Here is a 23,970-nt window from a genome sequence, read left to right on the forward strand (position 1 = left end):
GAAAAATTATATATATTGATTACCCTCATATATGTTCGAAAATAAGGTTCGGATGTCTCTACCAGGTTACCGTAAATGACTTGACTATGAAGGTGAATGACAGCGTGGTTAATCCATGTACTAGCATTCACCTTTTTTGATGTAGAGCATAAGGACGCGTAGGATGTAATTTCAGACGCGTTCTTTTCGTATAGAAATGTTAAAATGAGTAGGTAAACAGTTATATTAATATTAAAAGAGGTGGAAACGTTGTCAGCTAGTTCAATTTTACAAGATCAAGAAAAGATTATCGTTCTTGACTTTGGTAGCCAATATAATCAGCTAATTACTCGTCGTATTCGTGAATTTGGAGTTTACAGCGAATTACATGCACATACTATTACTGCAGAAGAGTTAAAAGCAATGAATGCTACAGGGATTATTTTCTCTGGTGGCCCTAACTCTGTATATGATGAAAATGCATTCCATATTGATGAAGAAATCTTCAATTTAGGTCTTCCTATTTTAGGGATTTGCTACGGTATGCAATTAATGACACATGCTTTAGGTGGGAAAGTAGAAAAAGCTGCACACCGTGAGTATGGTAAAGCAGAAATTCAAGTATTGAATGACAATGCATTATTCGGCGAATTACCAAAAGAGCAAGTTGTTTGGATGAGCCATGGTGATTTAGTAACTGTTACTCCAGAAGGCTTTGAAACAATTGCGACAAGTACTTCATGTCCAATTGCTGCAATGGCTAATGCTGAGCGTAAATTCTATGCAGTTCAATTCCACCCAGAAGTACGTCACTCAGTATACGGAAATGACTTATTACGTCAATTCGTATTCGATGTATGTAACGCTAAAGGCGACTGGTCTATGGAAAGCTTCGTAGAAATTGAAATTCAAAAAATCCGTGAACAAGTTGGCGACAAAAAAGTTCTTTGTGCACTTTCTGGTGGCGTAGATTCATCAGTTGTTGCTGTTCTTATCCACAAAGCGATTGGTGACCAATTGACTTGTATGTTCGTTGACCACAACTTAAACCGTAAAGGTGAAGTTGAACAAGTAATGAAAACTTTCACAGAAGGTTTCAACATGAACGTTATCAAAATCGATGCTCGTGAACGCTTCATGAGTAAATTAGCTGGCGTTTCAGATCCAGAGAAGAAACGTAAAATTATCGGTAACGAATTTATCTATGTATTCGATGAAGAAGCTTCAAAACTTGAAGGTATGGATTTCCTTGCACAAGGAACTCTTTACACTGATATTATTGAGTCTGGTACAGCAACTGCACAAACAATTAAATCTCATCATAATGTAGGTGGATTACCTGAGGATATGCAGTTCGAACTTATCGAACCATTAAAAACATTATTCAAAGACGAAGTACGTGCACTAGGTTCTGAACTTGGACTAGCTGATGAAATCGTATGGCGTCAACCATTCCCAGGTCCGGGTCTTTCAATCCGCGTACTTGGTGAAGTAACAGAAGAAAAATTAAACATTGTACGTGAATCAGATGCTATCTTACGCGAAGAAATCGCTAAACATGGTTTGGATCGCGACATTTGGCAATACTTCACAGTACTTCCTGATCTGAAAAGCGTAGGTGTAATGGGTGACCAACGTACTTACGATTATGCAATCGGTATCCGTGCTGTAACGTCAATCGACGGTATGACTTCTGACTGGGCACGTATCCCATGGGAAGTTTTAGAAAAAATCTCAGTACGTCTAGTAAACGAAGTTGATCATATCAACCGCGTACTGTATGACATTACTTCTAAGCCACCAGCAACTATTGAGTGGGAATAATAATATTAAAGCTTGGAGAGCCTACATTAGTAGGTTTTCCAAGCTTTTTTTGTTTGCCTGATATCAATATACTTCATGACCTAGTCTATCTGAATAATGTTCATAGTAGTGTTCTCAGTTAAAAGTAGAAAATACTTTTTCGAATTTCTGCATTCGAATATAAATATTTTTGGTGGGCATTAAAACCTGAACGTTTCCATGACTCTATTGAATTTAAAGATGTAGTGAATGGATATGTAGAAAAAAGTATGGAAAACTATAATTGACAACGGAAGGATTTTTATAAAATAGATGAAAAATTCTATAAACTTTTAGCTTATCAAAAAAATATTAAGAAATTTGCCGAAATTACGACTGAATTGTAAATGCTGTGTAAAGAGCATGTTAAAACTCTGTGAAAAGCCAACGCAGAAAGTTAGTATTTTTTATAATAAATGTGATAAAACATGAAGGAGTGGCAGCATGGAGTTAAATTGGCAGGAAATGATTTTTCAATTCTTGGGAGGCCTAGGACTCTTTTTATTTGCAATTAAATACATGGGTGATGGTCTGCAAAAAGCAGCCGGAGACCGTTTAAGAGATTTATTAGATCGTTTTACGACAAATCCATTTATGGGTGTCTTAGTAGGGATTTTTGTCACAGTACTTATTCAGTCGAGCTCCGGGACAACCGTTATTACGGTCGGTTTAGTCAGCGCGGGCTTTATGACATTACGACATGCTTGGGCTATTTACGAATTATATAGAATGGATTTCTGGTATATTAGGATTAGAACCTAAAATGCAAATTGCCTTCGCGCATGGAACGTTCAATGTTGCCAATACGCTTATTCAACTACCGTTAATTGGTGTATGGGCTTATGTCGTTACCAAGTTGATTCCGGGTAAGGATACTATAGTTGAATATAAACCGAAGTATTTAGATTACTCGTTAATTACAAAATCACCAGGTATTGCGTTAGGACAAGCAAAGCAGGAAGTGGTTCGTATGGGGGGGGTGGTGTACAAGGATTATCAGCAGCTATGGACTATTTAAAAACGTTAGATGTGAAGCAAGCAAGTACAGCGGCACAATTAGAAGAAGCAATAAATAATCTCGATCAAAAAACAACGGATTATTTAGTAAGTTTATCAAAACAATCATTATCAGGTGTAAATTCTCATATCCATCATGCGCTTCTTGAAAATATTCGTGATATTGAACGTGTTGGTGATCATGTAGAAAACCTAATTGAGCTTATTGATTATAAAGAATCGAATCGCATAAAACTTAGTCAAGAAGCGACGCAAGAGCTAGAAGGAATGTTTGAGCTTGTCATTGAAACAGTAAAAATAGCAATGCATGCGCTTGATACACGTGATGTGTCGTTGGCACAGCAGGTAAGAGCTCAAGAAGAACGTATTGACGAAATGGAACGTAGTTTACGTAAACATCATATTCGTCGATTGAATGAAGGTATTTGCTCGGGTTCAGCAGGCATTGTATTTGCGGATATTATTAGCAATCTTGAACGTATTAGCGACCACGCCAACAACATTGCTGATACGATTTACGAACAAGATTAAGGTAATGAGCATTCTTTCGGGAATGCTTATTTTTTTACCTCAATTTTCAAATGATTCATTAGGTGTATTTTCGTAAACAATTAGAAGACATAAGACATCTAATTAAAGAGCAAATGATGAGGATATCAACAGTCACCCTCAATTTAAAGATAAACGAAATGCTAAAATCGATAACTTGTTTTATAGGATAGATGATCTCATTTGTAAAGTAAGATACGAGATTGACAACTTACTTAATTAAATGATTTAATTTACTTAACGATAGGTAAATAAGAGGTGTAATATGAATAAAGGGAAAGAAACGTATCAACGTGTATTGGATGTAGCTATTTATTTTTTTGCTAAAGAAGGAATTCATAAAACAAGCTTTGCAATGATTGCTAAAGAGTTGGGAATGTCAAAGCCTTCTCTTTATTATTATGTGGAGTCGAAAGATGAACTAATCAAAAGGGTTTTTGATTATATATTTGAAGATTATACATTCGAAAGGTACTTTCAAATAGAAGGCATGACTAAAGAAGATTTGATTGAACAGCTTTATTCAGGTGGTATGAAGTATATAAATGAGATTCAAGAACAGGATATATTGCTGAATTTATTGAGTGAATTTACTTTGTATGCTAATCGAATTAAAGAAGAGGATGAAACTTTTATCGATAAGATAAAGGAAGTACAACAAATGTTTATTGATGGCTTTGTCCAAATTCTACAGAAAGCTACAGAGTTTGGATTAATTGAAAAAAATAATATTCAGGCGAAAGCTGGAGTGTTGGCTTTAATGTTGGATAACATTCTGAATTATAAAATGCTAGATATGAAAATAGAAGAGGCTGCTATTTGGCGGCAAACAATTACAGATGTAATAAAGTAATAGGAGTGTAAAAGGGATGAATCATACAACCGTGCATTTGAATTTTTCTAAGGCGGATAAATTATTTTTATGGTTGATTTTGCCGCTCATTGGTTTAGTAATAGGTTATTTTTTGCCTCAAATTTCAGAATGGGCAAGTAAGTTAGATTGGATTCCATTCCAAGGGCCATTTAAGTTGGTCGCTAGTCTAAATGCGGGGTGGGTTATTTTTGCTACGATGGCATTTGGATTGGTAGCGGGTATAATTTTGACTCTAATTATTTATGATGAAATATTGAATATTTACATTAGTGAGGATGCATTAGCCTTTAAAATTGGGAAAGTTGAATTGAGTTATGTCAAAGATGATATTAGCTATATTTATATAGATCATAAAGATTTAGTTCTGATTGGGCATGAAGGTCAGGAACTTTTCAGATATAAAAAAGAAATTAGCACTAAAATATTAAAAGAAGAACTTGGTGAACTGGGTTATCTTTTGAAAGATGGAAATCCGTATAAGGAACAGTTTAAGAAATGGGTACCTGGGTTAACCGATTTATCACTTGAAGCAAATGCATTGTTAAAGGCAAGGGAAATTACGCTTAAAAATGATGCTAGTGAAGAGGCTTTACAAATTGCAGTTGAATTGTGGAAGCTCCATGTTTCGGTAAAAGAGATTGAATCGAAGCAATATTATAGAGTCGTGTAAGGAAAATAACCGAACCTCCTAATCGAAGGAGGACGGTTATTTGCAATTCTTATTGAATATTAATGCCAAGGATAGCGACGATTGCAGTAGCCTGATCATGACGAATAGATAAACCCTTCGCTAATGTTGGATCTAAGTTGATTTGTTCGAAATAACAAGACGATAAATCGATTCCTTTTAAATTTGTATCAGAAAAATCAGCTGCGTTTAGTTCCATTCCTTGAAACGTGACTTGAGTTAATTTTACATCTTGTAAAGTGCTTTCGTTTAATTGGCCATCTTTAAAGGCAACTGCATTCATTTTTGATTCTGAAAATGTGCCATAGTTTAAAAGACAATCAACTAATTCAACATTTTTAAGCTGTGTACGGAAGAAGCTGGAACCAATTAGTTTACATGTATCAAATTTGGCGCGATAAAAAACAGATTCTGCAAAATTACAATTTGATAAATCACATTTAGCGAAAATGACATCCAAAAACTCCATTTTAGTAAAATCATCTGTTAGGAATACGCAATTCTCGAATTTAACTTCGCTTAATTGGCGAGTACCAAAGCGACAATCGATTTGACATCCTTTAAGTAAAGAGTTCGCTTCAATTTCTTCTAGCATCATTTCTTCGTTTTCGATAATTGTTAAATAATGTTGCGAAGGTTCTATGATTTTAGGCATATTATAAATCCTCTCCAATCCACTTTGTATCATTTTATCAATAATACGCTAGATACACACTTAATAAATCGCTAAAACATGTATTGTAATAATCTAGTATCTCGAGACAAAATAGCTTATTCACGAACTATAATAAAGAAAAATATAGAAACGTTCGGAAAAACTATTGAAAATGAAAACCATGAATGATATATTATCTAATATAAACAAATAACGTCGTCGTATAATGTCGGGGATATGGCCCGAGAGTATCTACCAAGTTACCTTAAATAACTTGACTACGATTAAAAGAATTGGCTTTGCCGATTCTTTTATAAACTTGTGAGTATGAGTACTTAGCAAGGAATCGTAGACATTCGACTATTTCTAATTAGTTGCATGTCTTTTTTATTCTCTAAGATGTATAAGACGACATACGGAGGATTATCATGAAAAAGTATTTCCAGTTTGAAGAACTTGGAACAAATTATCGTCGTGAGATCATAGGTGGTATTACAACATTCTTAGCGATGGCCTATATTTTAGCGGTGAACCCAGGGATTTTAGGGGACGCTGGTATGGATAAAGGTGCTGTGTTCGTAGCTACAGCATTAGCAGCGGCAGCTGGTTCATTGGTGATGGGGATTTTTGCGAAGTTTCCGATTGCATTAGCACCGGGCATGGGGCTTAACGCATTCTTCGCTTACACAGTAGTATTAACATATGGTATTCCATGGCAAACAGGTTTAACTGGTGTATTCTTCTCAGGTATTATTTTCATTATCTTATCTTTAACAGGTGTTCGTGAAACAGTTATTAATGCTATTCCAACACAATTAAAATATGCAGTATCAGCAGGTATCGGATTATTTGTAACATTTGTTGGTTTAAAAGGTGCAGGAATCATTGTTGCTAATGAAGCAACACTTGTTACTTTAGGAGAGTTTAAAGGTGCAACATTATTAGCAGTTTTCGGTATCGTTATTACAGTCATCTTAATGGCTAGAAATATTAAAGGGTCAATTTTCCTAGGAATTATTATTACTGCAATTGTTGGTATGATTTTTAACTTAATCGCTGTACCAACTGCTATTGTATCAAGTATTCCTGATGTATCTTCAACATTCGGGGTAGCGTTAGATCCTATTAAAGAAGGATTCTCAAATGGATTTAAGGAATTACTCAATGTTCAATTCTTAATCGTTGTACTTACATTTTTATTCGTAGATTTCTTTGATACAGCTGGTACATTAATGGCTGTAGCAAATCAAGCAGGTTTAGTTAAAGACGATAAGTTACCACGTGCAGGCCGTGCTTTAATGGCAGATGCAATTGCAACAACAATCGGTTCTTTATTTGGTACATCAACAACAACTGCTTATGTTGAGTCTTCATCAGGTGTAGCTGCTGGAGCAAGATCAGGTTTTTCTGCAGTTGTCACAGCAGTATTATTTTTACTGGCAATGTTTTTCTTCCCACTTTTAGATGTAATTACTTCGGCAGTAACCGCGCCGGCGTTGGTGATTGTTGGGGTGTTGATGGTTTCATCATTACGTTTAATTGAATGGAATAAATTCGAAATTGCTGTGCCGGCATTCTTAACAATGATCATGATGCCATTAGGTTATAGTATTGCAACTGGTATTGCAGTAGGATTCATCTTCTACCCAATCACAATGTTACTAGCAGGTAGAAAGAAAGAAATTCATCCTTTGATGTATGTATTGTTTTTTGTCTTCCTTGCTTACTTTATCTGGGTACGATAATTAAAACGCTATTATATAGAAGAAGCTCCCTCCAAATGGTAGGGAGCTTCTTCTATATATAAAGAGAGTTAAAGAGTCTTATACTAATTAATAAAACTTTTTAACGGAAAACTATTGCAACATATCACTTAGGGTGATATAGTAAGTAACGTTGTCACCGAGACAATGAAATTACAACTTAATCCCTTAGTTAAAACACTTTTGTATAAAGGTGTTGACAACAAAGTAATAAGTTGTTATGATATAAAAGTTGCTGATTGAGCAACAATATTATATTAAGAGAAACAACTTAAAAAGAAATTTTAAAATAGTTGTTGACAACGGAAAGTTATTTTGATATAATAAGTGAGTCGCTGATGAAGTGGCGAACATAATGAACCTTGAAAACTGAACATGCAAGACGTTAATCAATAAATGTTTTTGAACATCAACTCTGTTGGTGGATCAAAACAAAAATAGATATCATCTTCGGATGATACGCTAGCAAAGCTAATGAGCTTTCAAACTACTTTTATGGAGAGTTTGATCCTGGCTCAGGACGAACGCTGGCGGCGTGCCTAATACATGCAAGTCGAGCGAATGATGAAGAAGCTTGCTTCTTCTGATTTAGCGGCGGACGGGTGAGTAACACGTGGGCAACCTACCTAGTAGATTGGGATAACTCCGGGAAACCGGGGCTAATACCGAATAATCCATTTTGTCACATGGCAAAATGCTGAAAGGCGGTTTCGGCTGTCACTACTAGATGGGCCCGCGGTGCATTAGCTAGTTGGTGGGGTAACGGCCTACCAAGGCAACGATGCATAGCCGACCTGAGAGGGTGATCGGCCACATTGGGACTGAGACACGGCCCAAACTCCTACGGGAGGCAGCAGTAGGGAATCTTCCACAATGGACGAAAGTCTGATGGAGCAACGCCGCGTGAGTGATGAAGGTTTTCGGATCGTAAAACTCTGTTGTAAGGGAAGAACAAGTACGTTAGTAACTGAACGTACCTTGACGGTACCTTATTAGAAAGCCACGGCTAACTACGTGCCAGCAGCCGCGGTAATACGTAGGTGGCAAGCGTTGTCCGGATTTATTGGGCGTAAAGCGCGCGCAGGTGGTTTCTTAAGTCTGATGTGAAAGCCCACGGCTCAACCGTGGAGGGTCATTGGAAACTGGGAGACTTGAGTGCAGAAGAGGAAAGTGGAATTCCAAGTGTAGCGGTGAAATGCGTAGAGATTTGGAGGAACACCAGTGGCGAAGGCGACTTTCTGGTCTGTAACTGACACTGAGGCGCGAAAGCGTGGGGAGCAAACAGGATTAGATACCCTGGTAGTCCACGCCGTAAACGATGAGTGCTAAGTGTTAGGGGGTTTCCGCCCCTTAGTGCTGCAGCTAACGCATTAAGCACTCCGCCTGGGGAGTACGGCCGCAAGGTTGAAACTCAAAGGAATTGACGGGGGCCCGCACAAGCGGTGGAGCATGTGGTTTAATTCGAAGCAACGCGAAGAACCTTACCAGGTCTTGACATCCCAATGACCGCTCTAGAGATAGAGTTTTCCCTTCGGGGACATTGGTGACAGGTGGTGCATGGTTGTCGTCAGCTCGTGTCGTGAGATGTTGGGTTAAGTCCCGCAACGAGCGCAACCCTTGATCTTAGTTGCCATCATTTAGTTGGGCACTCTAAGGTGACTGCCGGTGACAAACCGGAGGAAGGTGGGGATGACGTCAAATCATCATGCCCCTTATGACCTGGGCTACACACGTGCTACAATGGACGATACAAAGAGTCGCTAACTCGCGAGGGTATGCTAATCTCATAAAATCGTTCTCAGTTCGGATTGTAGGCTGCAACTCGCCTACATGAAGCCGGAATCGCTAGTAATCGTGGATCAGCATGCCACGGTGAATACGTTCCCGGGCCTTGTACACACCGCCCGTCACACCACGAGAGTTTGTAACACCCGAAGTCGGTGAGGTAACCTTTATGGAGCCAGCCGCCGAAGGTGGGATAGATGATTGGGGTGAAGTCGTAACAAGGTAGCCGTATCGGAAGGTGCGGCTGGATCACCTCCTTTCTAAGGATAATTACGGAAACAGATCTTGGATCTGTCGATTAACGTCTTGCGTTCAGTTTTGAAGGCTCATTGTAAAATGATCTTCAAAACCTTGTTCTTTGAAAACTGGATAAAACGACATTGAAGCAAATTAAGTAACACATTTTTTATTATTAAGTTTTTTAGGCTTAATAACTAACTTTTAGGTTAAGTTATTAAGGGCGCATGGCGGATGCCTTGGCACTAGGAGCCGAAGAAGGACGGCACTAACACCGATATGCTTCGGGGAGCTGTAAGTGAGCTTTGATCCGGAGATTTCCGAATGGGGGAACCCACTGTTCGTAATGGAGCAGTATCTTGACGTGAATACATAGCGTCTTGATGGCAGACCCAGGGAACTGAAACATCTAAGTACCTGGAGGAAGAGAAAGAAAAATCGATTCCCTGAGTAGCGGCGAGCGAAACGGGAATAGCCCAAACCAAGAGGCTTGCCTCTTGGGGTTGTAGGACACTCTATATGGAGTTACAAAGGAATGAGTTAAACGAAGCGGTCTGGAAAGGCCCGCCAGAGCAGGTAACAGCCCTGTAGTTGAAAGTTCATTCTCTCTTGAGTGTATCCTGAGTACGGCGGAACACGTGAAATTCCGTCGGAATCTGGGAGGACCATCTCCCAAGGCTAAATACTACCTAGTGACCGATAGTGAACCAGTACCGTGAGGGAAAGGTGAAAAGCACCCCGGAAGGGGAGTGAAATAGATCCTGAAACCATGTGCCTACAAGTAGTTAGAGCCCGTTAATGGGTGATAGCGTGCCTTTTGTAGAATGAACCGGCGAGTTACGATTACATGCGAGGTTAAGTTTTAGAAGACGGAGCCGCAGCGAAAGCGAGTCTGAATAGGGCGAATGAGTATGTGGTTGTAGACCCGAAACCAGGTGATCTACCCATGTCCAGGGTGAAGGTAAGGTAACACTTACTGGAGGCCCGAACCCACGTACGTTGAAAAGTGCGGGGATGAGGTGTGGGTAGCGGAGAAATTCCAATCGAACCTGGAGATAGCTGGTTCTCTCCGAAATAGCTTTAGGGCTAGCCTCGTGATAAAGAATCCTGGAGGTAGAGCACTGTTTGAACTAGGGGTCCATCCCGGATTACCGAATTCAGACAAACTCCGAATGCCAGTGATTTATGCACGGGAGTCAGACTGCGAGTGATAAGATCCGTAGTCAAGAGGGAAACAGCCCAGACCACCAGCTAAGGTCCCAAAGTAATTGTTAAGTGGAAAAGGATGTGACGTTGCTTAGACAACCAGGATGTTGGCTCAGAAGCAGCCATCATTTAAAGAGTGCGTAATAGCTCACTGGTCGAGTGACGCTGCGCCGAAAATGTATCGGGGCTAAACAATTCACCGAAGCTGTGGATGGACATCTTAGATGTCCGTGGTAGGAGAGCGTTCTAAGTGCTGTGAAGTCAGACCGGAAGGACTGGTGGAGCGCTTAGAAGTGAGAATGCCGGTATGAGTAGCGAAAGACGGGTGAGAATCCCGTCCACCGAATGACTAAGGTTTCCTGAGGAAGGCTCGTCCGCTCAGGGTTAGTCGGGACCTAAGCCGAGGCCGATAGGCGTAGGCGATGGACAACAGGTTGATATTCCTGTACCACCTATTTACCATTTGAGCAATGGGGGGACGCAGTAGGATAGGGTAAGCATGCTGTTGGTTATGCATGTTCAAGCAGTGAGGCGTGAAATGAGGCAAATCCCATTTCTATAACGTTGAGCTGTGATGACGAGGACGTATGTCCGGAGTTCCTGATTTCACACTGCCAAGAAAAGCCTCTAGCGAGGTAAAAGGTGCCCGTACCGCAAACCGACACAGGTAGTCGAGGAGAGAATCCTAAGGTGTGCGAGAGAACTCTCGTTAAGGAACTCGGCAAAATGACCCCGTAACTTCGGGAGAAGGGGTGCTCTAGTAGGGTGAAAGCCCGAGAGAGCCGCAGTGAATAGGCCCAGGCGACTGTTTAGCAAAAACACAGGTCTCTGCAAAACCGTAAGGTGACGTATAGGGGCTGACGCCTGCCCGGTGCTGGAAGGTTAAGAGGAGTGCTTAGCGCAAGCGAAGGTGCGAATTGAAGCCCCAGTAAACGGCGGCCGTAACTATAACGGTCCTAAGGTAGCGAAATTCCTTGTCGGGTAAGTTCCGACCCGCACGAAAGGCGTAACGATCTGGGCACTGTCTCAACGAGAGACTCGGTGAAATTATAGTACCTGTGAAGATGCAGGTTACCCGCGACAGGACGGAAAGACCCCGTGGAGCTTTACTGTAGCCTGATATTGAATTTTGATACATCTTGTACAGGATAGGTAGGAGCCAGAGATTCCGGAGCGCCAGCTTCGGAGGAGGCGTTGGTGGGATACTACCCTAGATGTATTGAACTTCTAACCCATGCCCCTTAGCGGGGTAGGAGACAGTGTCAGGCGGGCAGTTTGACTGGGGCGGTCGCCTCCTAAAGAGTAACGGAGGCGCCCAAAGGTTCCCTCAGAATGGTTGGAAATCATTCGTAGAGTGTAAAGGCATAAGGGAGCTTGACTGCGAGACCTACAAGTCGAGCAGGGTCGAAAGACGGGCTTAGTGATCCGGTGGTTCCGCATGGAAGGGCCATCGCTCAACGGATAAAAGCTACCCCGGGGATAACAGGCTTATCTCCCCCAAGAGTCCACATCGACGGGGAGGTTTGGCACCTCGATGTCGGCTCATCGCATCCTGGGGCTGTAGTCGGTCCCAAGGGTTGGGCTGTTCGCCCATTAAAGCGGTACGCGAGCTGGGTTCAGAACGTCGTGAGACAGTTCGGTCCCTATCCGTCGTGGGCGTAGGAAATTTGAGAGGAGCTGTCCTTAGTACGAGAGGACCGGGATGGACACACCGCTGGTGTACCAGTTGTTCTGCCAAGGGCATCGCTGGGTAGCTATGTGTGGACGGGATAAGTGCTGAAAGCATCTAAGCATGAAGCCCCCCTCAAGATGAGATTTCCCATTACGCAAGTAAGTAAGATCCCTCAAAGACGATGAGGTAGATAGGTTCGAGGTGGAAGTGTGGCGACATACGGAGCTGACGAATACTAATAGATCGAGGACTTAACCAAATTTTACTTAACGAACTTCAATGTAATTTATCCAGTTTTGAGAGAACAAGTTCTCTAAAAGAGAGTTTCAAGACACAAGTAGTACAAGGAAATGAACGAATGATAACCGGAATGTACTTTAGTACATGAGGATTTGAATGAGTGAAATTGACGCAGTAATACGATGTGTATTGGAAGTCTAATATAGTCTAGTGATGATGGCAAAGAGGTCACACCCGTTCCCATGCCGAACACGGAAGTTAAGCTCTTTAGCGCCGATGGTAGTTGGGGGTTTCCCCCTGTGAGAGTAGGACGTTGCTAGGCATACTAAGGCACAACTGATTTTATCGGTTGTGTCTTTTTTATTTGTCCTTTTAAAACCAAAAGCTATGACTATTTGAAATTCCAAGAGAAAAAACTCCAATTGTTATAATAGTAGAAGGCCATTAAACCATCTTCAGAAACGATTGGAGTTTTTTACAGGTATCGAGCGACAATGGTTTATCATATACATGATGAAAAGTAAGTATCACATCTTGTTCTTACATAAATACATAAGCAAAATAATTTACGGTAAATTAAGAAAAGCTATCGATGTCATTTTAGAATCAAAATTCCACCAAAAATGTCTGTATTGATATTTGAAAGAGGAAAGTTCCTAATCGACATGCTAATCTGAAATATATCCATGAAAACTAAGCATTTTGGACAAACGGATATTATGTTAGTACCGTTGGTTTAAATGAAAAAATAATTACCAAGTATATTAGAAATCAAGAAACTAAAGATCGCTTCCAGATAGTACGAGCAAAGAAGAATACCGCGATTTGTTTAAAAAGATCTTGAGACAAAATGATTGAAGGTCAATTGAGAGGTTGCCTTTAGGTATTTGTAAGCAAAGAGGGTGAAATAAAAACCACCTGTTCTACAGGTGGTTTTTATTTGTTTATTATGATTTTGCAATTATTATCGAAATATAGTATAAGATAAAGGATTATGCAAATAATAGGGATATATAGTCCAAAAAGAAGATATTAAACTTATATACTTTAGGCAGTTAGATTATAATAATCGACGTTTAAAAATCAAGTAACGACAATTCTTTCGAGAAGTTCACCTTAAATATTTTCAGCGTTAGTATATTAATAAATAATAACTAGGAAAAATATAAAAATAAATTGACTGAATTTTCAGAATGAATTACTATATATTCTTATAACGCTTAAATAGAAATCTATAAATAATCTAAGTTATGCATGAAATTTTTTGTTTTGTGTTAATATAGAAAATGAAAAATATGCTTAGTTATGTATTATATTTTCTATTTTGTGTTAAAAAATGAATCGGGGGAAGAGTATGAGTGAATTAAAAAATAATGCGTTAGCAATGCATAAAAAAAATAGAGGTAAGATTGAAGTGATTTCCAAAGTGGAGATTAATACTATAGATGATTTAAGCTTAGCTTATTCTCCAGGAGTTGCTGCACCTTGCTTGGAGATAGTGAAGGATCCAACTACAGTTTATGAATATACGGCAAAAGGTAATTTAGTGGCTGTAGTGACAGATGGTACGGCTGTTTTAGGGCTAGGTAATATCGGTTCTGAAGCTGCCTTACCTGTTATGGAAGGTAAGGCAGTCCTTTTTAAAAAGATGGCTAACATTGATGCTGTTCCTATCTGCTTAGATACTACAAATGTAGATGAAATAGTGCGAATTGTAAAAGGTATAAGCCCAACATTTGGAGGCATTAATTTAGAAGATATAGCAGCTCCTAGATGTTTTGAAATTGAAGAAAGACTGCGTAAAGAATGTTCTATACCTGTATTTCATGATGATCAGCATGGTACAGCGATTGTAGTTGGTGCTGGTCTAAGTAATGCCTTGAAGGTTATTAATAAGGATAAGAGCACTGTACGTATTGTTATAAACGGTGCTGGAGCTGCAGGTGTAGCTATCTTGAAAATCTTGAAACAAATTGGCTACGAACATATAATAATCTGTGACTCAACAGGTATTATCTATGAAGGTCGCGAAAATGGGATGAATTCGGTAAAACATGACCTTGCTAAAGTGACGAATAGTGAAGGACGAAAAGGATCATTAAGCGAAGCACTTATTGGTGCAGATATTTTTATCGGAGTATCTGTTGCAAACATTTTGGATGAAGAAATGATACAGAGTATGAATCATGACCCTATCATTTTTGCACTTGCTAATCCAAATCCAGAAGTATCTTATGAGAATGCTATGCGATGGGGTGTGCGTATTTTCGCAACAGGTCGTTCGGATTATCCTAATCAGGTAAATAATATGTTAGCATTCCCTGGGATTTTCCGTGGTGCATTGGATGTTCATGCTTCAGAGATTAATGAGGAAATGAAATTAGCGGCTGTTTTTGCAATTGCCTCTTTAATTGATGGAAATGATTTAGCACAAGGTACAATTATTCCAGATGCTTTAGATGAACGTGTTACTCCTATAGTTGCGAAGGCCGTTAGTGAAGCTGCAATCAAGACTGGTGTTGCTAAAAAGCCTGTAGCTATCGAAAATAAATAAAGTAAAGTAAAGTAAAAGGGCTGTCCAAAGAGTCGATAAAACGACTTTTGTAGGATATCCCTTTTTCATTGATTTAAAAAGAAAAGATATCATAAATTCTTAAAGATTTACGAGTAAGAAATGAAGAAAGCAAGCTATAATAAGGATAATGTTATTTAAGGAAGTGAAAGTGTGAGTAAAAAGCAAGTATGGTTCGAAGTGGAAGAGAACGAAACGATTGATGCGTGTTTGCAACGTATGAAAGAGGCTGGATATATGCCGATTGCACGAAAAGAGGAACCTCTTTTTGAAATGAAAGACGGAAATCCTGTTCCAGTTCGTCAAATAATACGGTTTAAAGGTATGTTATGTGAAGAATAACTAGAAAATGAATCTAAATACGAACATTATCTATTTACTAAAATTTATTGTTCGTATTTTTGCATTGACTTGTACTCGTTCAATTGTTAAAATGTGAGAAGGAAAACATCGAATCCCCATATATGCTAAGGAATTGGCCTTAGTGTCTCTACCCGACACCGTAAATGTCGGACTATGCGGGAAAGCAACTTTTGGAATGAGAGTGAAAGGTGTGACACAATTGCGTACAGCTAATGTTTCTAAGCCAAACTCTTTTGTTATGTCCTCAAGTAAATTGCTTTCACGCATGGCTGTGTGAAGTATTTTATTTGGGGACTTTTATTTGTTTAAAGGAGCGGAATGTATGAGTTCAAAAATTGGCGTGATCATGGGAAGTTCAAGTGATTGGGAAACAATGAAACATGCGTGTGATGTATTAGATGAATTGCAGATTCCATATGAAAAAAAAGTGGTTTCGGCACATAGAACACCAGATTTGATGTTTGAATATGCACAGGAAGCTCGTACAAGAGGCCTTCATGTCATTATTGCTGGAGCAGGTGGTGCAGCGCATTTACCAGGTATGGTAGCTGCAAAAACAACTCTACCGGTTATTGGTGTACCTGTTCAATCAAAAGCATTAAATGGGCTAGATTCTTTATTATCTATCGTGCAAATGCCTGGTGGTGTTCCTGTAGCGACTGTTGCTATCGGCAAAGCTGGTGCGACAAACGCAGGATTACTAGCAGCACAAATTTTATCTACAACAGATTCTGAAATCACAGAAAAAATAGAAGCACGACGCCAAGCTATGAAAATGAAAGCTCTAGAAAGTTCAGGTGAGTTAGAGTGACGAAAATTTATCCTGGTCAAACTATTGGAATAATCGGAGGCGGTCAACTTGGTCGTATGATGGCAATGGCAGCAAAGGAAGCTGGTTTTAAAATTGCTGTTCTTGAGCCAACAATGGATTCACCATGTGGTCAAGTTGCAGATATTCGTATCGTTGCCCCGTATAACGACGAAGCTGCATTAGAAGAGCTTGCAGAAGTAAGTGACGTTATTACATTCGAATTTGAAAACATCGATTATGCTGGTTTGAAAAGATTATCTGAGATTGCCTATGTACCTCAAGGTGCTGAACTTGTACGTATTACGCAGAACCGAATTCTTGAAAAATCTGCGATTAATGAGGCTGGTTGTCCAGTTGCAACATACATAAATGCTGATAGCTTCGAGGAACTTCAGAGTAAAATCGAAATTGTTGGTTACCCTTGCGTCGTGAAAACTGCAAGAGGTGGTTATGATGGGAAAGGCCAACAGACGTTACGATCAGAAAAGGATATGTCTTTAGCGAAATCTTTATTTGAACATTCTGCTTGTGTAGCTGAAGCATTCGTACCATTCGAGAAAGAAATTTCTGTCATTGTACAACGTAATGTTCAGGGAGAAACGTATTGTCTTCCTATTGGAGAAAATATTCATGTGAATCATATTTTACACGAAACGATTGTACCCGCACGTATTACAGAAGAAACTGCTAAACGAGCTACTGAAGAAGCGAAAAAAATTGCGAATCATCTTAAATTAGTGGGTACACTAGCTGTAGAACTATTTGTTTTAGAGAATGGACAAGTTATTATTAATGAGTTAGCACCACGTCCACACAACTCAGGACACTATTCGATTGAGGCCTGCAACATTTCACAATTCCATCAGCATATTCGTGCTGTATGTGGTTGGCCATTACGTGAACCACAATTATGGGCGCCTTCGATTATGGTTAATGTCCTTGGACAACATGTCGTACCACTGAGTAACTCTATTTCAAAATACTCTGACTGGTCTATTCATTTATATGGTAAACAAGAAGCAAAACATAATCGTAAAATGGGCCACGTTACGATTATGACAAACGACATTCAAAAAACGTTAACAGAAATTAATGATTCCCACATTTGGTCGGAATAGAAGGAGAACAATATGATAACACGCTATACTCGTCCTGAAATGGGCGCAATTTGGACAGAAGAAAACAGATATCAAGCTTGGTTGGAGGTTGAAATCTTATCATGTGAGGCTTGGGCAGAACTTGGTGATATCCCTAAAGAGGATGTTGTGAAAATCCGTGAGGGTGCAAGTTTTGATATCGACCGTATTTTAGAAATTGAAAAAGATACTCGACATGATGTAGTTGCATTTACTCGTGCTGTTTCTGAAACTCTAGGGGAAGAACGTAAATGGGTACATTACGGTTTAACTTCTACGGATGTTGTAGATACTGCTCTTTCTTATTTAATTAAACAAGCTAACGAAATTTTACGTAAAGATATTAAAAACTTTATCGAAATTTTAGAGAATAAAGCGAAAGAACATAAATACACAGTTATGATGGGCCGTACACACGGTGTTCATGCTGAACCAACTACATTTGGTTTAAAACTCGCATTATGGTTAGAAGAAATGAAACGAAATTTAGAACGCTTCGAAGCATCTGCTCAAGTAATAGAAACAGGTAAAATTTCTGGAGCAGTTGGTACTTATGCTAATATTGATCCATTTGTTGAAAAATACGTTTGCGAAAAATTGGGCCTTCAAGCAGCTCCTATCTCTACACAAACGTTACAACGTGACCGTCACGCACAATACATGGCAACGTTAGCTTTAATCGGATCTTCAATTGAGAAATTCGCAACTGAAATTCGCGGTTTACAAAAATCAGAAACACGTGAAGTAGAAGAGTTCTTCGCAAAAGGTCAAAAAGGCTCTTCTGCAATGCCTCACAAACGTAATCCAATTGGTTCTGAGAATATGGTTGGTATGGCTCGTTTACTTCGCGGCTATATGATGACAGCTTATGAAAACGTGTCATTATGGCATGAACGTGATATCTCACATTCATCAGCAGAGCGTGTAATCTTACCGGACGGTACAATTGCTCTAAATTACATGTTAAATCGTTTCGCAAACATTGTGAAAAACTTAACAGTATTCCCTGACAATATGAAACGCAATATGGGTCGCACATTTGGCCTTATCTATTCACAACGTGTATTACTTGCTTTGATAGACAAAGGCCTTGCACGTGAAGAAGCGTACGATACAGTACAGCCCCTAACTGCTAAAGCTTGGGACGAACAAGTGCAGTTCCGTGGACTAGTTGATGCTAGTGAGAAAATCACTGCTCATTTATCAAAAGAAGAGTTAGATGATTGCTTTGATTACAATCATCATCTACAACATGTAGATACAATTTTTGAACGTCTAGGATTAAACTAAACCGGGGGAATTAACAGTGGAAAAAGGTCAACTTTTGTATGAAGGAAAAGCTAAAAGATTGTACTCAACAGCAGAAGAAAATATTCTGTTTGTTGAGTACAAAGATAGTGCTACAGCATTCAATGGTGAGAAAAAAGAGGAAATCGCAGGTAAGGGAATTTTAAATAATAAAATTACAACTTTAATTTTCGATAAATTAAAGTCAGCGGGAATCGAATCTCACTTTGTTGAACAAATTTCAGAAAACGAACAGCTTGTAAAAAAAGTAGACATTATTCCAATTGAATTGGTTGTCCGCAATATTGCAGCAGGTAGCCTTGCAAAACGACTTGGATACGAAGAGGGTACAACTCTTCGTCGTCCAATCGTTGAATTTTATTACAAAAACGATGATCTTGGAGATCCACTCATCACAACAGAGCATATTGAAATATTGAATATTGCTACACCAGAAGAAGTACAAGCTCTTTACGACAATGGCTTAAAGGTGAATGAAGTTCTCCGTCCATTATTCCAAGAAATCGGCGTAACTCTAGTAGACTTCAAACTAGAGTTTGGTCGTGACGCTAATGGGCAAGTGCTATTAGCAGATGAAGTTTCACCAGATACTTGCCGTCTTTGGGACATAGAAACAAATCAAAAACTTGATAAAGACGTTTTTCGTCGTGATCTTGGTAATTTAACAGATGTTTATAAAATCATATTAGCTCGCCTAGGAGGACTATCAAAATGAAAAAGGTAAAAGTTTATGTAACATTACGTGAAAGTGTATTAGACCCACAAGGTTCTGCAGTGAAAGGTTCATTACACACAATGGGCTACAAAGAAGTTGCAGACGTTCGTATTGGTAAGTATTTAGAATTACAAATCGAACCATCTGATCGTGATTTAAATGTAGTGGTAAAAGAAATGTGCGAAAAACTACTTACAAATACTGTTATAGAAGACTACCGTTTTGAAGTCGAGGAGGCTAACTAACTATGAAGTTCGCAGTACTCGTTTTCCCAGGATCGAACTGTGATTTAGATATGTATCACGCAATTAAGGACGAGCTTGGTGAAGAAGCAGAATATGTATGGCACGATACAAAAGATTTAAGTAGCTATGACGGTATCTTATTACCAGGTGGATTCTCTTACGGAGATTACCTGCGTTGTGGTGCAATCGCTCGCTCTTCAAATGTTATGACTGAAGTAGTAAAAGCTGCTGAGGCAGGTAAGCCAATTCTTGGCGTTTGTAATGGATTCCAAATTTTAACGGAGGCAGGCTTACTTCCGGGTGCCCTTCTACGCAATAAAAACTTGAAATTCATGTGTCGTACAGTTGACTTAAAAGTAGTTAACAATAATACACAATTTACAAATCAATATGCAAAAGATGAAATTATTAAAGTACCTATCGCCCATGGTGAAGGAAATTATTACTGTGATGAAGATACTTTGCAATCATTAAAGGACAATAACCAAATTGTTTTCACTTATTCTAGCGAAAATCCAAATGGTAGTTTAGAAGATATTGCAGGAATCGTCAATGAACGCGGTAATGTACTTGGTATGATGCCTCACCCAGAGCGCGCAGTAAATGAATTAATCGGTGGCGCAGATGGACTTGCAGTATTTAAATCAATCGTCAAACAGTGGAGGGAAACACATGTCAATCAAGCTTGAACCAACACAAGAGCAAATTAAAGAGCAAAAACTCTATGCACAAATGGGCTTGTCCGATGAAGAATTTGCGCTAGTTGAAAGTATTCTAGGACGTCTACCGAACTGGACTGAAACAGGTTTGTTCTCAGTAATGTGGTCAGAGCACTGCTCATATAAAAACTCTAAACCGGTGCTACGTAAATTCCCAACTACAGGACCTCGAGTATTACAAGGCCCTGGTGAAGGTGCAGGAATCGTCGATATCGGCGATGAACAAGCCGTTGTGTTCAAAATGGAATCACATAATCACCCGTCTGCAATTGAACCTTACCAAGGTGCAGCGACAGGTGTAGGCGGTATTATCCGTGATGTGTTCTCAATGGGTGCACGCCCGATTGCTATGCTAAACTCTCTACGCTTTGGTGAGTTGAAAACTCCACGCGTAAAATATTTATTTGAAGAAGTGGTAGCAGGAATTGCAGGCTACGGTAACTGTATCGGTATTCCAACAGTTGGTGGCGAAATTCAATTTGATGATTGTTACGAAGGCAATCCACTAGTAAATGCAATGTGTGTCGGTTTAATCGATCATAAAGACATTCAAAAAGGTATTGCTTCAGGTGTGGGTAACCCAGTAATGTATGTTGGTGCTAAAACAGGTCGTGATGGTATTCACGGTGCTACATTTGCTTCTGAGGAATTAAGTGAGTCATCAGAGGAAAAACGCCCAGCTGTACAAGTTGGCGATCCATTCATGGAGAAATTGCTTCTTGAAGCTTGCCTAGAATTAGTGAAATTTGATTCACTAGTTGGAATTCAAGATATGGGTGCTGCAGGCTTAACTTCATCATCTGCCGAAATGGCTTCTAAAGCAGGTTACGGTATTGAGATGAACTTAGATTTAGTACCTCAACGTGAAACAGGTATGACAGCTTATGAAATGATGCTTTCAGAATCTCAAGAGCGTATGTTAATCGTTGTGAAAAAAGGACATGAAGCTGAAATCGTTACTTTATTCGAGAAGTATGGTTTAGATGCTGTAACTATCGGTCATGTAACTGACGATAAAATGCTTCGCCTTATACATAAAGGAGAAGTAGTAGCAAACGTACCTGCAGATGCTCTTGCAGAGGAAGCACCTGTTTATAACAAACCATCAGCAGTACCAGCTTACTACAATGAATTCCAATCAATGGAAAACGTAGAGCCTACAGTTGCTGACTATAAAGAAACTTTAATCTCACTATTAAAACAATCTACAATTGCTTCTAAAGAGTGGGTTTATGACCAGTATGATTATCAAGTACGTACATCAACAGTTGTAGCACCAGGATCTGATGCAGCAGTAGTACGTGTACGTGGTACGAACAAAGGTCTTGCTATGACAACTGACTGTAACTCTCGTTATATTTACTTAGATCCAGAAGTTGGCGGGAAAATTGCGGTTGCAGAAGCTGCCCGTAATATCGTTTGTTCTGGTGGTAAACCACTTGCAATTACAGACTGCTTGAACTTTGGTAACCCAGAAAAGCCAGAAATCTTCTGGCAAATCGAAAAATCAGCTGATGGTATTTCAGAGGCTTGTTTAGCACTAGAATCACCAGTAATCGGTGGTAATGTTTCTCTTTACAATGAGCGTAGTGGTGTAGCAGTTTATCCAACACCAACAATTGGTATGGTTGGTTTAGTAGAAGACTTAGCTCATGTTACAACACAACAAGTTAAAGAAGCTGGAGACTATATTTACTTAATCGGCGATACAAAAACTGAATTTGGTGGATCTGAACTTCAAAAAATGCAAAATGATGGACGTATTTTCGGTCTAGCACCAGAAATCGATTTAACTGTAGAAGCAACACGTCAAGATGCGTTATTAAATGCTATTCAACAAGGTTTAGTAGCATCTGCACATGATGTTGCTGAAGGTGGAGTAGCTGTTGCATTAGCAGAAAAAACATTCGGTACAAAATTCGGAGCAGAAATCATCTTAGAAGGTTCGGCAGTGACTGCTTTATTTAGTGAATCGCAATCACGTTTCTTAGTATCAGTTAAAGCTGAAAATGCACAAGCATTTGAAGTAGCTGTTAAAGATGCTCATAAAATTGGTGTTGTTTCAGCAGATGCCACATTGAGTGTTCGCGGTGAAGACGGTTCTACATTAATCGAAGGTCCAGTAGCAGAATTCCAAGATGCTTGGAAAGGGGCAATACCATGTTTGGTGAACTCAGAGGCTTAAATGAAGAATGTGGCGTGTTTGGGATTTGGGGTAATGAAAACCCAGCGCAGCTTAGTTATTACGGTTTACATGCATTACAACATCGTGGTCAAGAAGGTGCAGGGATTGTTGTCAAAGATGGCAAGCAATTTCGCGCTGTAAAAGGTGAAGGCCTTGTAAATGATGTATTTAGTGAAGGTAAATTAGAAGGCTTAAAAGGACAAGCAGCAATAGCTCATGCACGTTATACGACAGCAGGAGGCGGCGGAATTGAAAATGTTCAGCCGCTGCTGTTCCGCTCATCAACAGGCAGTTTATCAATCGCGCATAATGGTAATTTAGTTAATGCAAATCACTTAAAGCAACATTTAGAACGTCAAGGTAGTATTTTTAACTCAACTTCTGATACAGAAGTACTTGCTCATTTAATTAAAAAAAGTACGTATCCGACATTTCTTTCAAAAGTGAAAAATGCGCTTACTTTGTTAAAAGGTGCATTTTCAATCTTAATGTTATCTGAAGAAGGTTTAATCGTGGCTCGAGACCAGAACGGTTTACGTCCCTTAGCACTTGGTAAATTAGGTGACAGTTGGGTTGTTGCTTCTGAAACTTGTGCGTTCGATTTAATTGGCGCAGAATTCGTTCGTTCAGTCGAACCAGGAGAATTAATTGTTATTAATGATAGTGGTGTGAAAAGCGACCGTTTTGTAGAACCATCTAAACGTGCAATGTGTGCAATGGAATATGTATATTTAGCAAGACCAGATTCAGAAATTGGTGGCATAAACGTGCATATGGCACGTAAACGTATGGGTAAAACACTTGCTAAAGAATGTGCTCATATTGAGGCAGATGTTGTAACAGGTGTTCCAGATTCAAGTATTTCCGCCGCGATTGGTTTTGCAGAAGAAAGTGGGATTCCTTACGAATTAGGCCTTATTAAAAACCGTTATGTTGGTCGTACTTTCATCCAACCGACACAAGAGTTACGTGAACGTGGTGTGAAAATGAAATTATCTCCAGTACGTCAAGTAGTTCAAGGAAAACGTGTTGTAATGGTAGATGATTCAATTGTTCGTGGTACAACCTCAAGACGTATAGTGAAAATGTTGAAGGAAGCTGGAGCAGCAGAAGTACATGTTGTCATCAGTTCTCCGCCAATGACAGATCCATGCTACTACGGTATTGATACATCTTCATCAGAAGAACTTATAGCTTCTAGTCATAGTGTTGAAGAAATCCGTGATGCAATTGGTGCTGATACGGTAACATTTTTATCTGTTGAAGGCATGGTAGAATCTATTGCTCGTCAACACGAAGGTCCGGAACGTGGTCTATGCTTAGCATGTTTTACCGGAAAATATCCAACTGAGATTTTCCCGGATACTATCTTGCCACATGAAAAAGAACTTATACGTTAAGGAGACGAT

15 protein-coding genes, 3 rRNA genes, 2 pseudogenes and 3 riboswitches are annotated in these 23,970 nt (G+C 39.4%); of the genes and pseudogenes, 19 read left to right on the forward strand and 1 reads right to left on the reverse strand.

Features of this window, described 5'->3' with window-relative positions; genetic code table 11:
* Window positions 1-5: 5 nt before the first annotated feature.
* Window positions 6-107: riboswitch (purine riboswitch) on the forward strand.
* A 142-nt stretch (window positions 108-249) separates the two neighbouring features.
* The 4 genes and pseudogenes from guaA (at window position 250) to MHH98_RS02390 (ending at window position 4,931) form a co-directional block, all read left to right on the forward strand.
* Window positions 250-1,803 (forward strand): glutamine-hydrolyzing GMP synthase, encoded by a 1,554-nt coding sequence (gene guaA, locus MHH98_RS02375; protein WP_340708593.1) that lies wholly within the window; start codon window positions 250-252, stop codon window positions 1,801-1,803.
* A gap of 462 nt (window positions 1,804-2,265) precedes the next feature.
* Window positions 2,266-3,369 (forward strand): annotated as a pseudogene (locus MHH98_RS02380) (Na/Pi cotransporter family protein).
* Window positions 3,370-3,652: 283 nt separating this feature from the next.
* Window positions 3,653-4,240: a TetR/AcrR family transcriptional regulator gene (locus MHH98_RS02385; protein ID WP_340712212.1), complete on the forward strand. Its 588-nt coding sequence runs from the start codon at window positions 3,653-3,655 to the stop codon at window positions 4,238-4,240.
* Window positions 4,241-4,256: 16 nt separating this feature from the next.
* Window positions 4,257-4,931, forward strand: coding sequence for a YqeB family protein (locus MHH98_RS02390; RefSeq protein WP_038179357.1), 675 nt, complete (start codon window positions 4,257-4,259; stop codon window positions 4,929-4,931).
* A 49-nt stretch (window positions 4,932-4,980) separates the two neighbouring features.
* On the opposite strand, the gene MHH98_RS02395 is transcribed toward MHH98_RS02390, so the two are convergent.
* Window positions 4,981-5,604 (reverse strand): pentapeptide repeat-containing protein, encoded by a 624-nt coding sequence (locus MHH98_RS02395; protein ID WP_038179355.1) that lies wholly within the window; start codon window positions 5,602-5,604, stop codon window positions 4,981-4,983.
* A gap of 199 nt (window positions 5,605-5,803) precedes the next feature.
* Window positions 5,804-5,905: riboswitch (purine riboswitch) on the forward strand.
* Window positions 5,906-6,032: 127 nt separating this feature from the next.
* Here MHH98_RS02395 and MHH98_RS02400 point away from each other — a divergent pair.
* The 15 genes and pseudogenes from MHH98_RS02400 (at window position 6,033) to purF (ending at window position 23,961) form a co-directional block, all read left to right on the forward strand.
* Window positions 6,033-7,349 carry an NCS2 family permease gene (locus MHH98_RS02400; protein ID WP_038179353.1) on the forward strand — a complete coding sequence of 439 codons (1,317 nt, stop codon included), beginning with the start codon at window positions 6,033-6,035 and terminating at the stop codon, window positions 7,347-7,349.
* 510 nt (window positions 7,350-7,859) lie between these two features.
* Window positions 7,860-9,412: ribosomal RNA gene (locus tag MHH98_RS02405) — 16S ribosomal RNA — on the forward strand.
* A 184-nt stretch (window positions 9,413-9,596) separates the two neighbouring features.
* Window positions 9,597-12,526: ribosomal RNA gene (locus MHH98_RS02410) — 23S ribosomal RNA — on the forward strand.
* A gap of 187 nt (window positions 12,527-12,713) precedes the next feature.
* A 5S ribosomal RNA gene (gene rrf / locus MHH98_RS02415) occupies window positions 12,714-12,829 on the forward strand.
* Together the 16S, 23S and 5S rRNA genes form the textbook arrangement of a ribosomal RNA operon.
* A 188-nt stretch (window positions 12,830-13,017) precedes the next feature.
* A pseudogene (locus MHH98_RS02420) lies at window positions 13,018-13,365 on the forward strand (transposase).
* Window positions 13,366-13,861: 496 nt separating this feature from the next.
* Window positions 13,862-15,061 carry an NAD(P)-dependent malic enzyme gene (locus MHH98_RS02425; protein ID WP_076035163.1) on the forward strand — a complete coding sequence of 400 codons (1,200 nt, stop codon included), beginning with the start codon at window positions 13,862-13,864 and terminating at the stop codon, window positions 15,059-15,061.
* A 171-nt stretch (window positions 15,062-15,232) separates the two neighbouring features.
* On the forward strand, window positions 15,233-15,421 hold the full coding sequence (locus tag MHH98_RS02430; protein WP_038178709.1) for an NETI motif-containing protein: 189 nt from the start codon (window positions 15,233-15,235) through the stop codon (window positions 15,419-15,421).
* 96 nt (window positions 15,422-15,517) lie between these two features.
* Window positions 15,518-15,616, forward strand: a riboswitch (purine riboswitch).
* Window positions 15,617-15,764: 148 nt separating this feature from the next.
* Entirely contained in the window at window positions 15,765-16,253 is a 489-nt protein-coding gene (gene purE, locus MHH98_RS02435; RefSeq protein WP_038178707.1) for a 5-(carboxyamino)imidazole ribonucleotide mutase, read from the forward strand.
* A complete protein-coding gene (gene purK / locus MHH98_RS02440) occupies window positions 16,250-17,371 on the forward strand; it encodes a 5-(carboxyamino)imidazole ribonucleotide synthase (protein WP_038178705.1) in 1,122 nt (373 codons plus the stop codon). Before purE ends, purK begins: the two co-directional genes overlap by 4 nt.
* 12 nt (window positions 17,372-17,383) lie before the next feature.
* Window positions 17,384-18,679, forward strand: a complete 1,296-nt coding sequence (gene purB / locus MHH98_RS02445; protein ID WP_076035162.1) for an adenylosuccinate lyase — start codon at window positions 17,384-17,386, stop codon at window positions 18,677-18,679.
* Between the two features lie 16 nt (window positions 18,680-18,695).
* Window positions 18,696-19,412 carry a phosphoribosylaminoimidazolesuccinocarboxamide synthase gene (purC, locus tag MHH98_RS02450; protein ID WP_038178701.1) on the forward strand — a complete coding sequence of 239 codons (717 nt, stop codon included), beginning with the start codon at window positions 18,696-18,698 and terminating at the stop codon, window positions 19,410-19,412.
* A complete protein-coding gene (gene purS / locus MHH98_RS02455) occupies window positions 19,409-19,657 on the forward strand; it encodes a phosphoribosylformylglycinamidine synthase subunit PurS (RefSeq protein WP_038178699.1) in 249 nt (82 codons plus the stop codon). The genes purC and purS overlap by 4 nt, the downstream gene beginning before the upstream one ends.
* A 2-nt stretch (window positions 19,658-19,659) precedes the next feature.
* Window positions 19,660-20,346: a phosphoribosylformylglycinamidine synthase subunit PurQ gene (gene purQ / locus MHH98_RS02460; RefSeq protein WP_076035161.1), complete on the forward strand. Its 687-nt coding sequence runs from the start codon at window positions 19,660-19,662 to the stop codon at window positions 20,344-20,346.
* Window positions 20,330-22,561: a phosphoribosylformylglycinamidine synthase subunit PurL gene (gene purL / locus MHH98_RS02465; protein ID WP_340712213.1), complete on the forward strand. Its 2,232-nt coding sequence runs from the start codon at window positions 20,330-20,332 to the stop codon at window positions 22,559-22,561. Before purQ ends, purL begins: the two co-directional genes overlap by 17 nt.
* Complete coding sequence (purF, locus tag MHH98_RS02470) at window positions 22,537-23,961, forward strand: amidophosphoribosyltransferase (RefSeq protein ID WP_340712214.1); 1,425 nt, start codon at window positions 22,537-22,539, stop codon at window positions 23,959-23,961. The genes purL and purF overlap by 25 nt, the downstream gene beginning before the upstream one ends.
* Window positions 23,962-23,970 lie beyond the last annotated feature (9 nt).

The sequence above is a fragment of the Viridibacillus sp. FSL H8-0110 genome (genome assembly GCF_038003565.1).
GTDB lineage: Bacteria > Bacillota > Bacilli > Bacillales_A > Planococcaceae > Viridibacillus > Viridibacillus arenosi.

Excerpts from the sequence above, each read along its gene's own strand:
- purE (WP_038178707.1), top strand. The coding sequence starts at position 15,765 with ATGAGTTCAAAAATTGGCGTGATCATGGGAAGTTCAAGTGATTGGGAA.
- MHH98_RS02390 (WP_038179357.1), top strand. The coding sequence starts at position 4,257 with ATGAATCATACAACCGTGCATTTGAATTTTTCTAAGGCGGATAAATTA.
- purF (WP_340712214.1), top strand. The coding sequence starts at position 22,537 with ATGTTTGGTGAACTCAGAGGCTTAAATGAAGAATGTGGCGTGTTTGGG.
- purS (WP_038178699.1), top strand. The coding sequence starts at position 19,409 with ATGAAAAAGGTAAAAGTTTATGTAACATTACGTGAAAGTGTATTAGAC.
- MHH98_RS02395 (WP_038179355.1), bottom strand. The coding sequence starts at position 5,604 with ATGCCTAAAATCATAGAACCTTCGCAACATTATTTAACAATTATCGAA.
- MHH98_RS02400 (WP_038179353.1), top strand. The coding sequence starts at position 6,033 with ATGAAAAAGTATTTCCAGTTTGAAGAACTTGGAACAAATTATCGTCGT.
- purB (WP_076035162.1), top strand. The coding sequence starts at position 17,384 with ATGATAACACGCTATACTCGTCCTGAAATGGGCGCAATTTGGACAGAA.
- MHH98_RS02425 (WP_076035163.1), top strand. The coding sequence starts at position 13,862 with ATGAGTGAATTAAAAAATAATGCGTTAGCAATGCATAAAAAAAATAGA.
- purL (WP_340712213.1), top strand. The coding sequence starts at position 20,330 with ATGTCAATCAAGCTTGAACCAACACAAGAGCAAATTAAAGAGCAAAAA.
- purQ (WP_076035161.1), top strand. The coding sequence starts at position 19,660 with ATGAAGTTCGCAGTACTCGTTTTCCCAGGATCGAACTGTGATTTAGAT.
- MHH98_RS02385 (WP_340712212.1), top strand. The coding sequence starts at position 3,653 with ATGAATAAAGGGAAAGAAACGTATCAACGTGTATTGGATGTAGCTATT.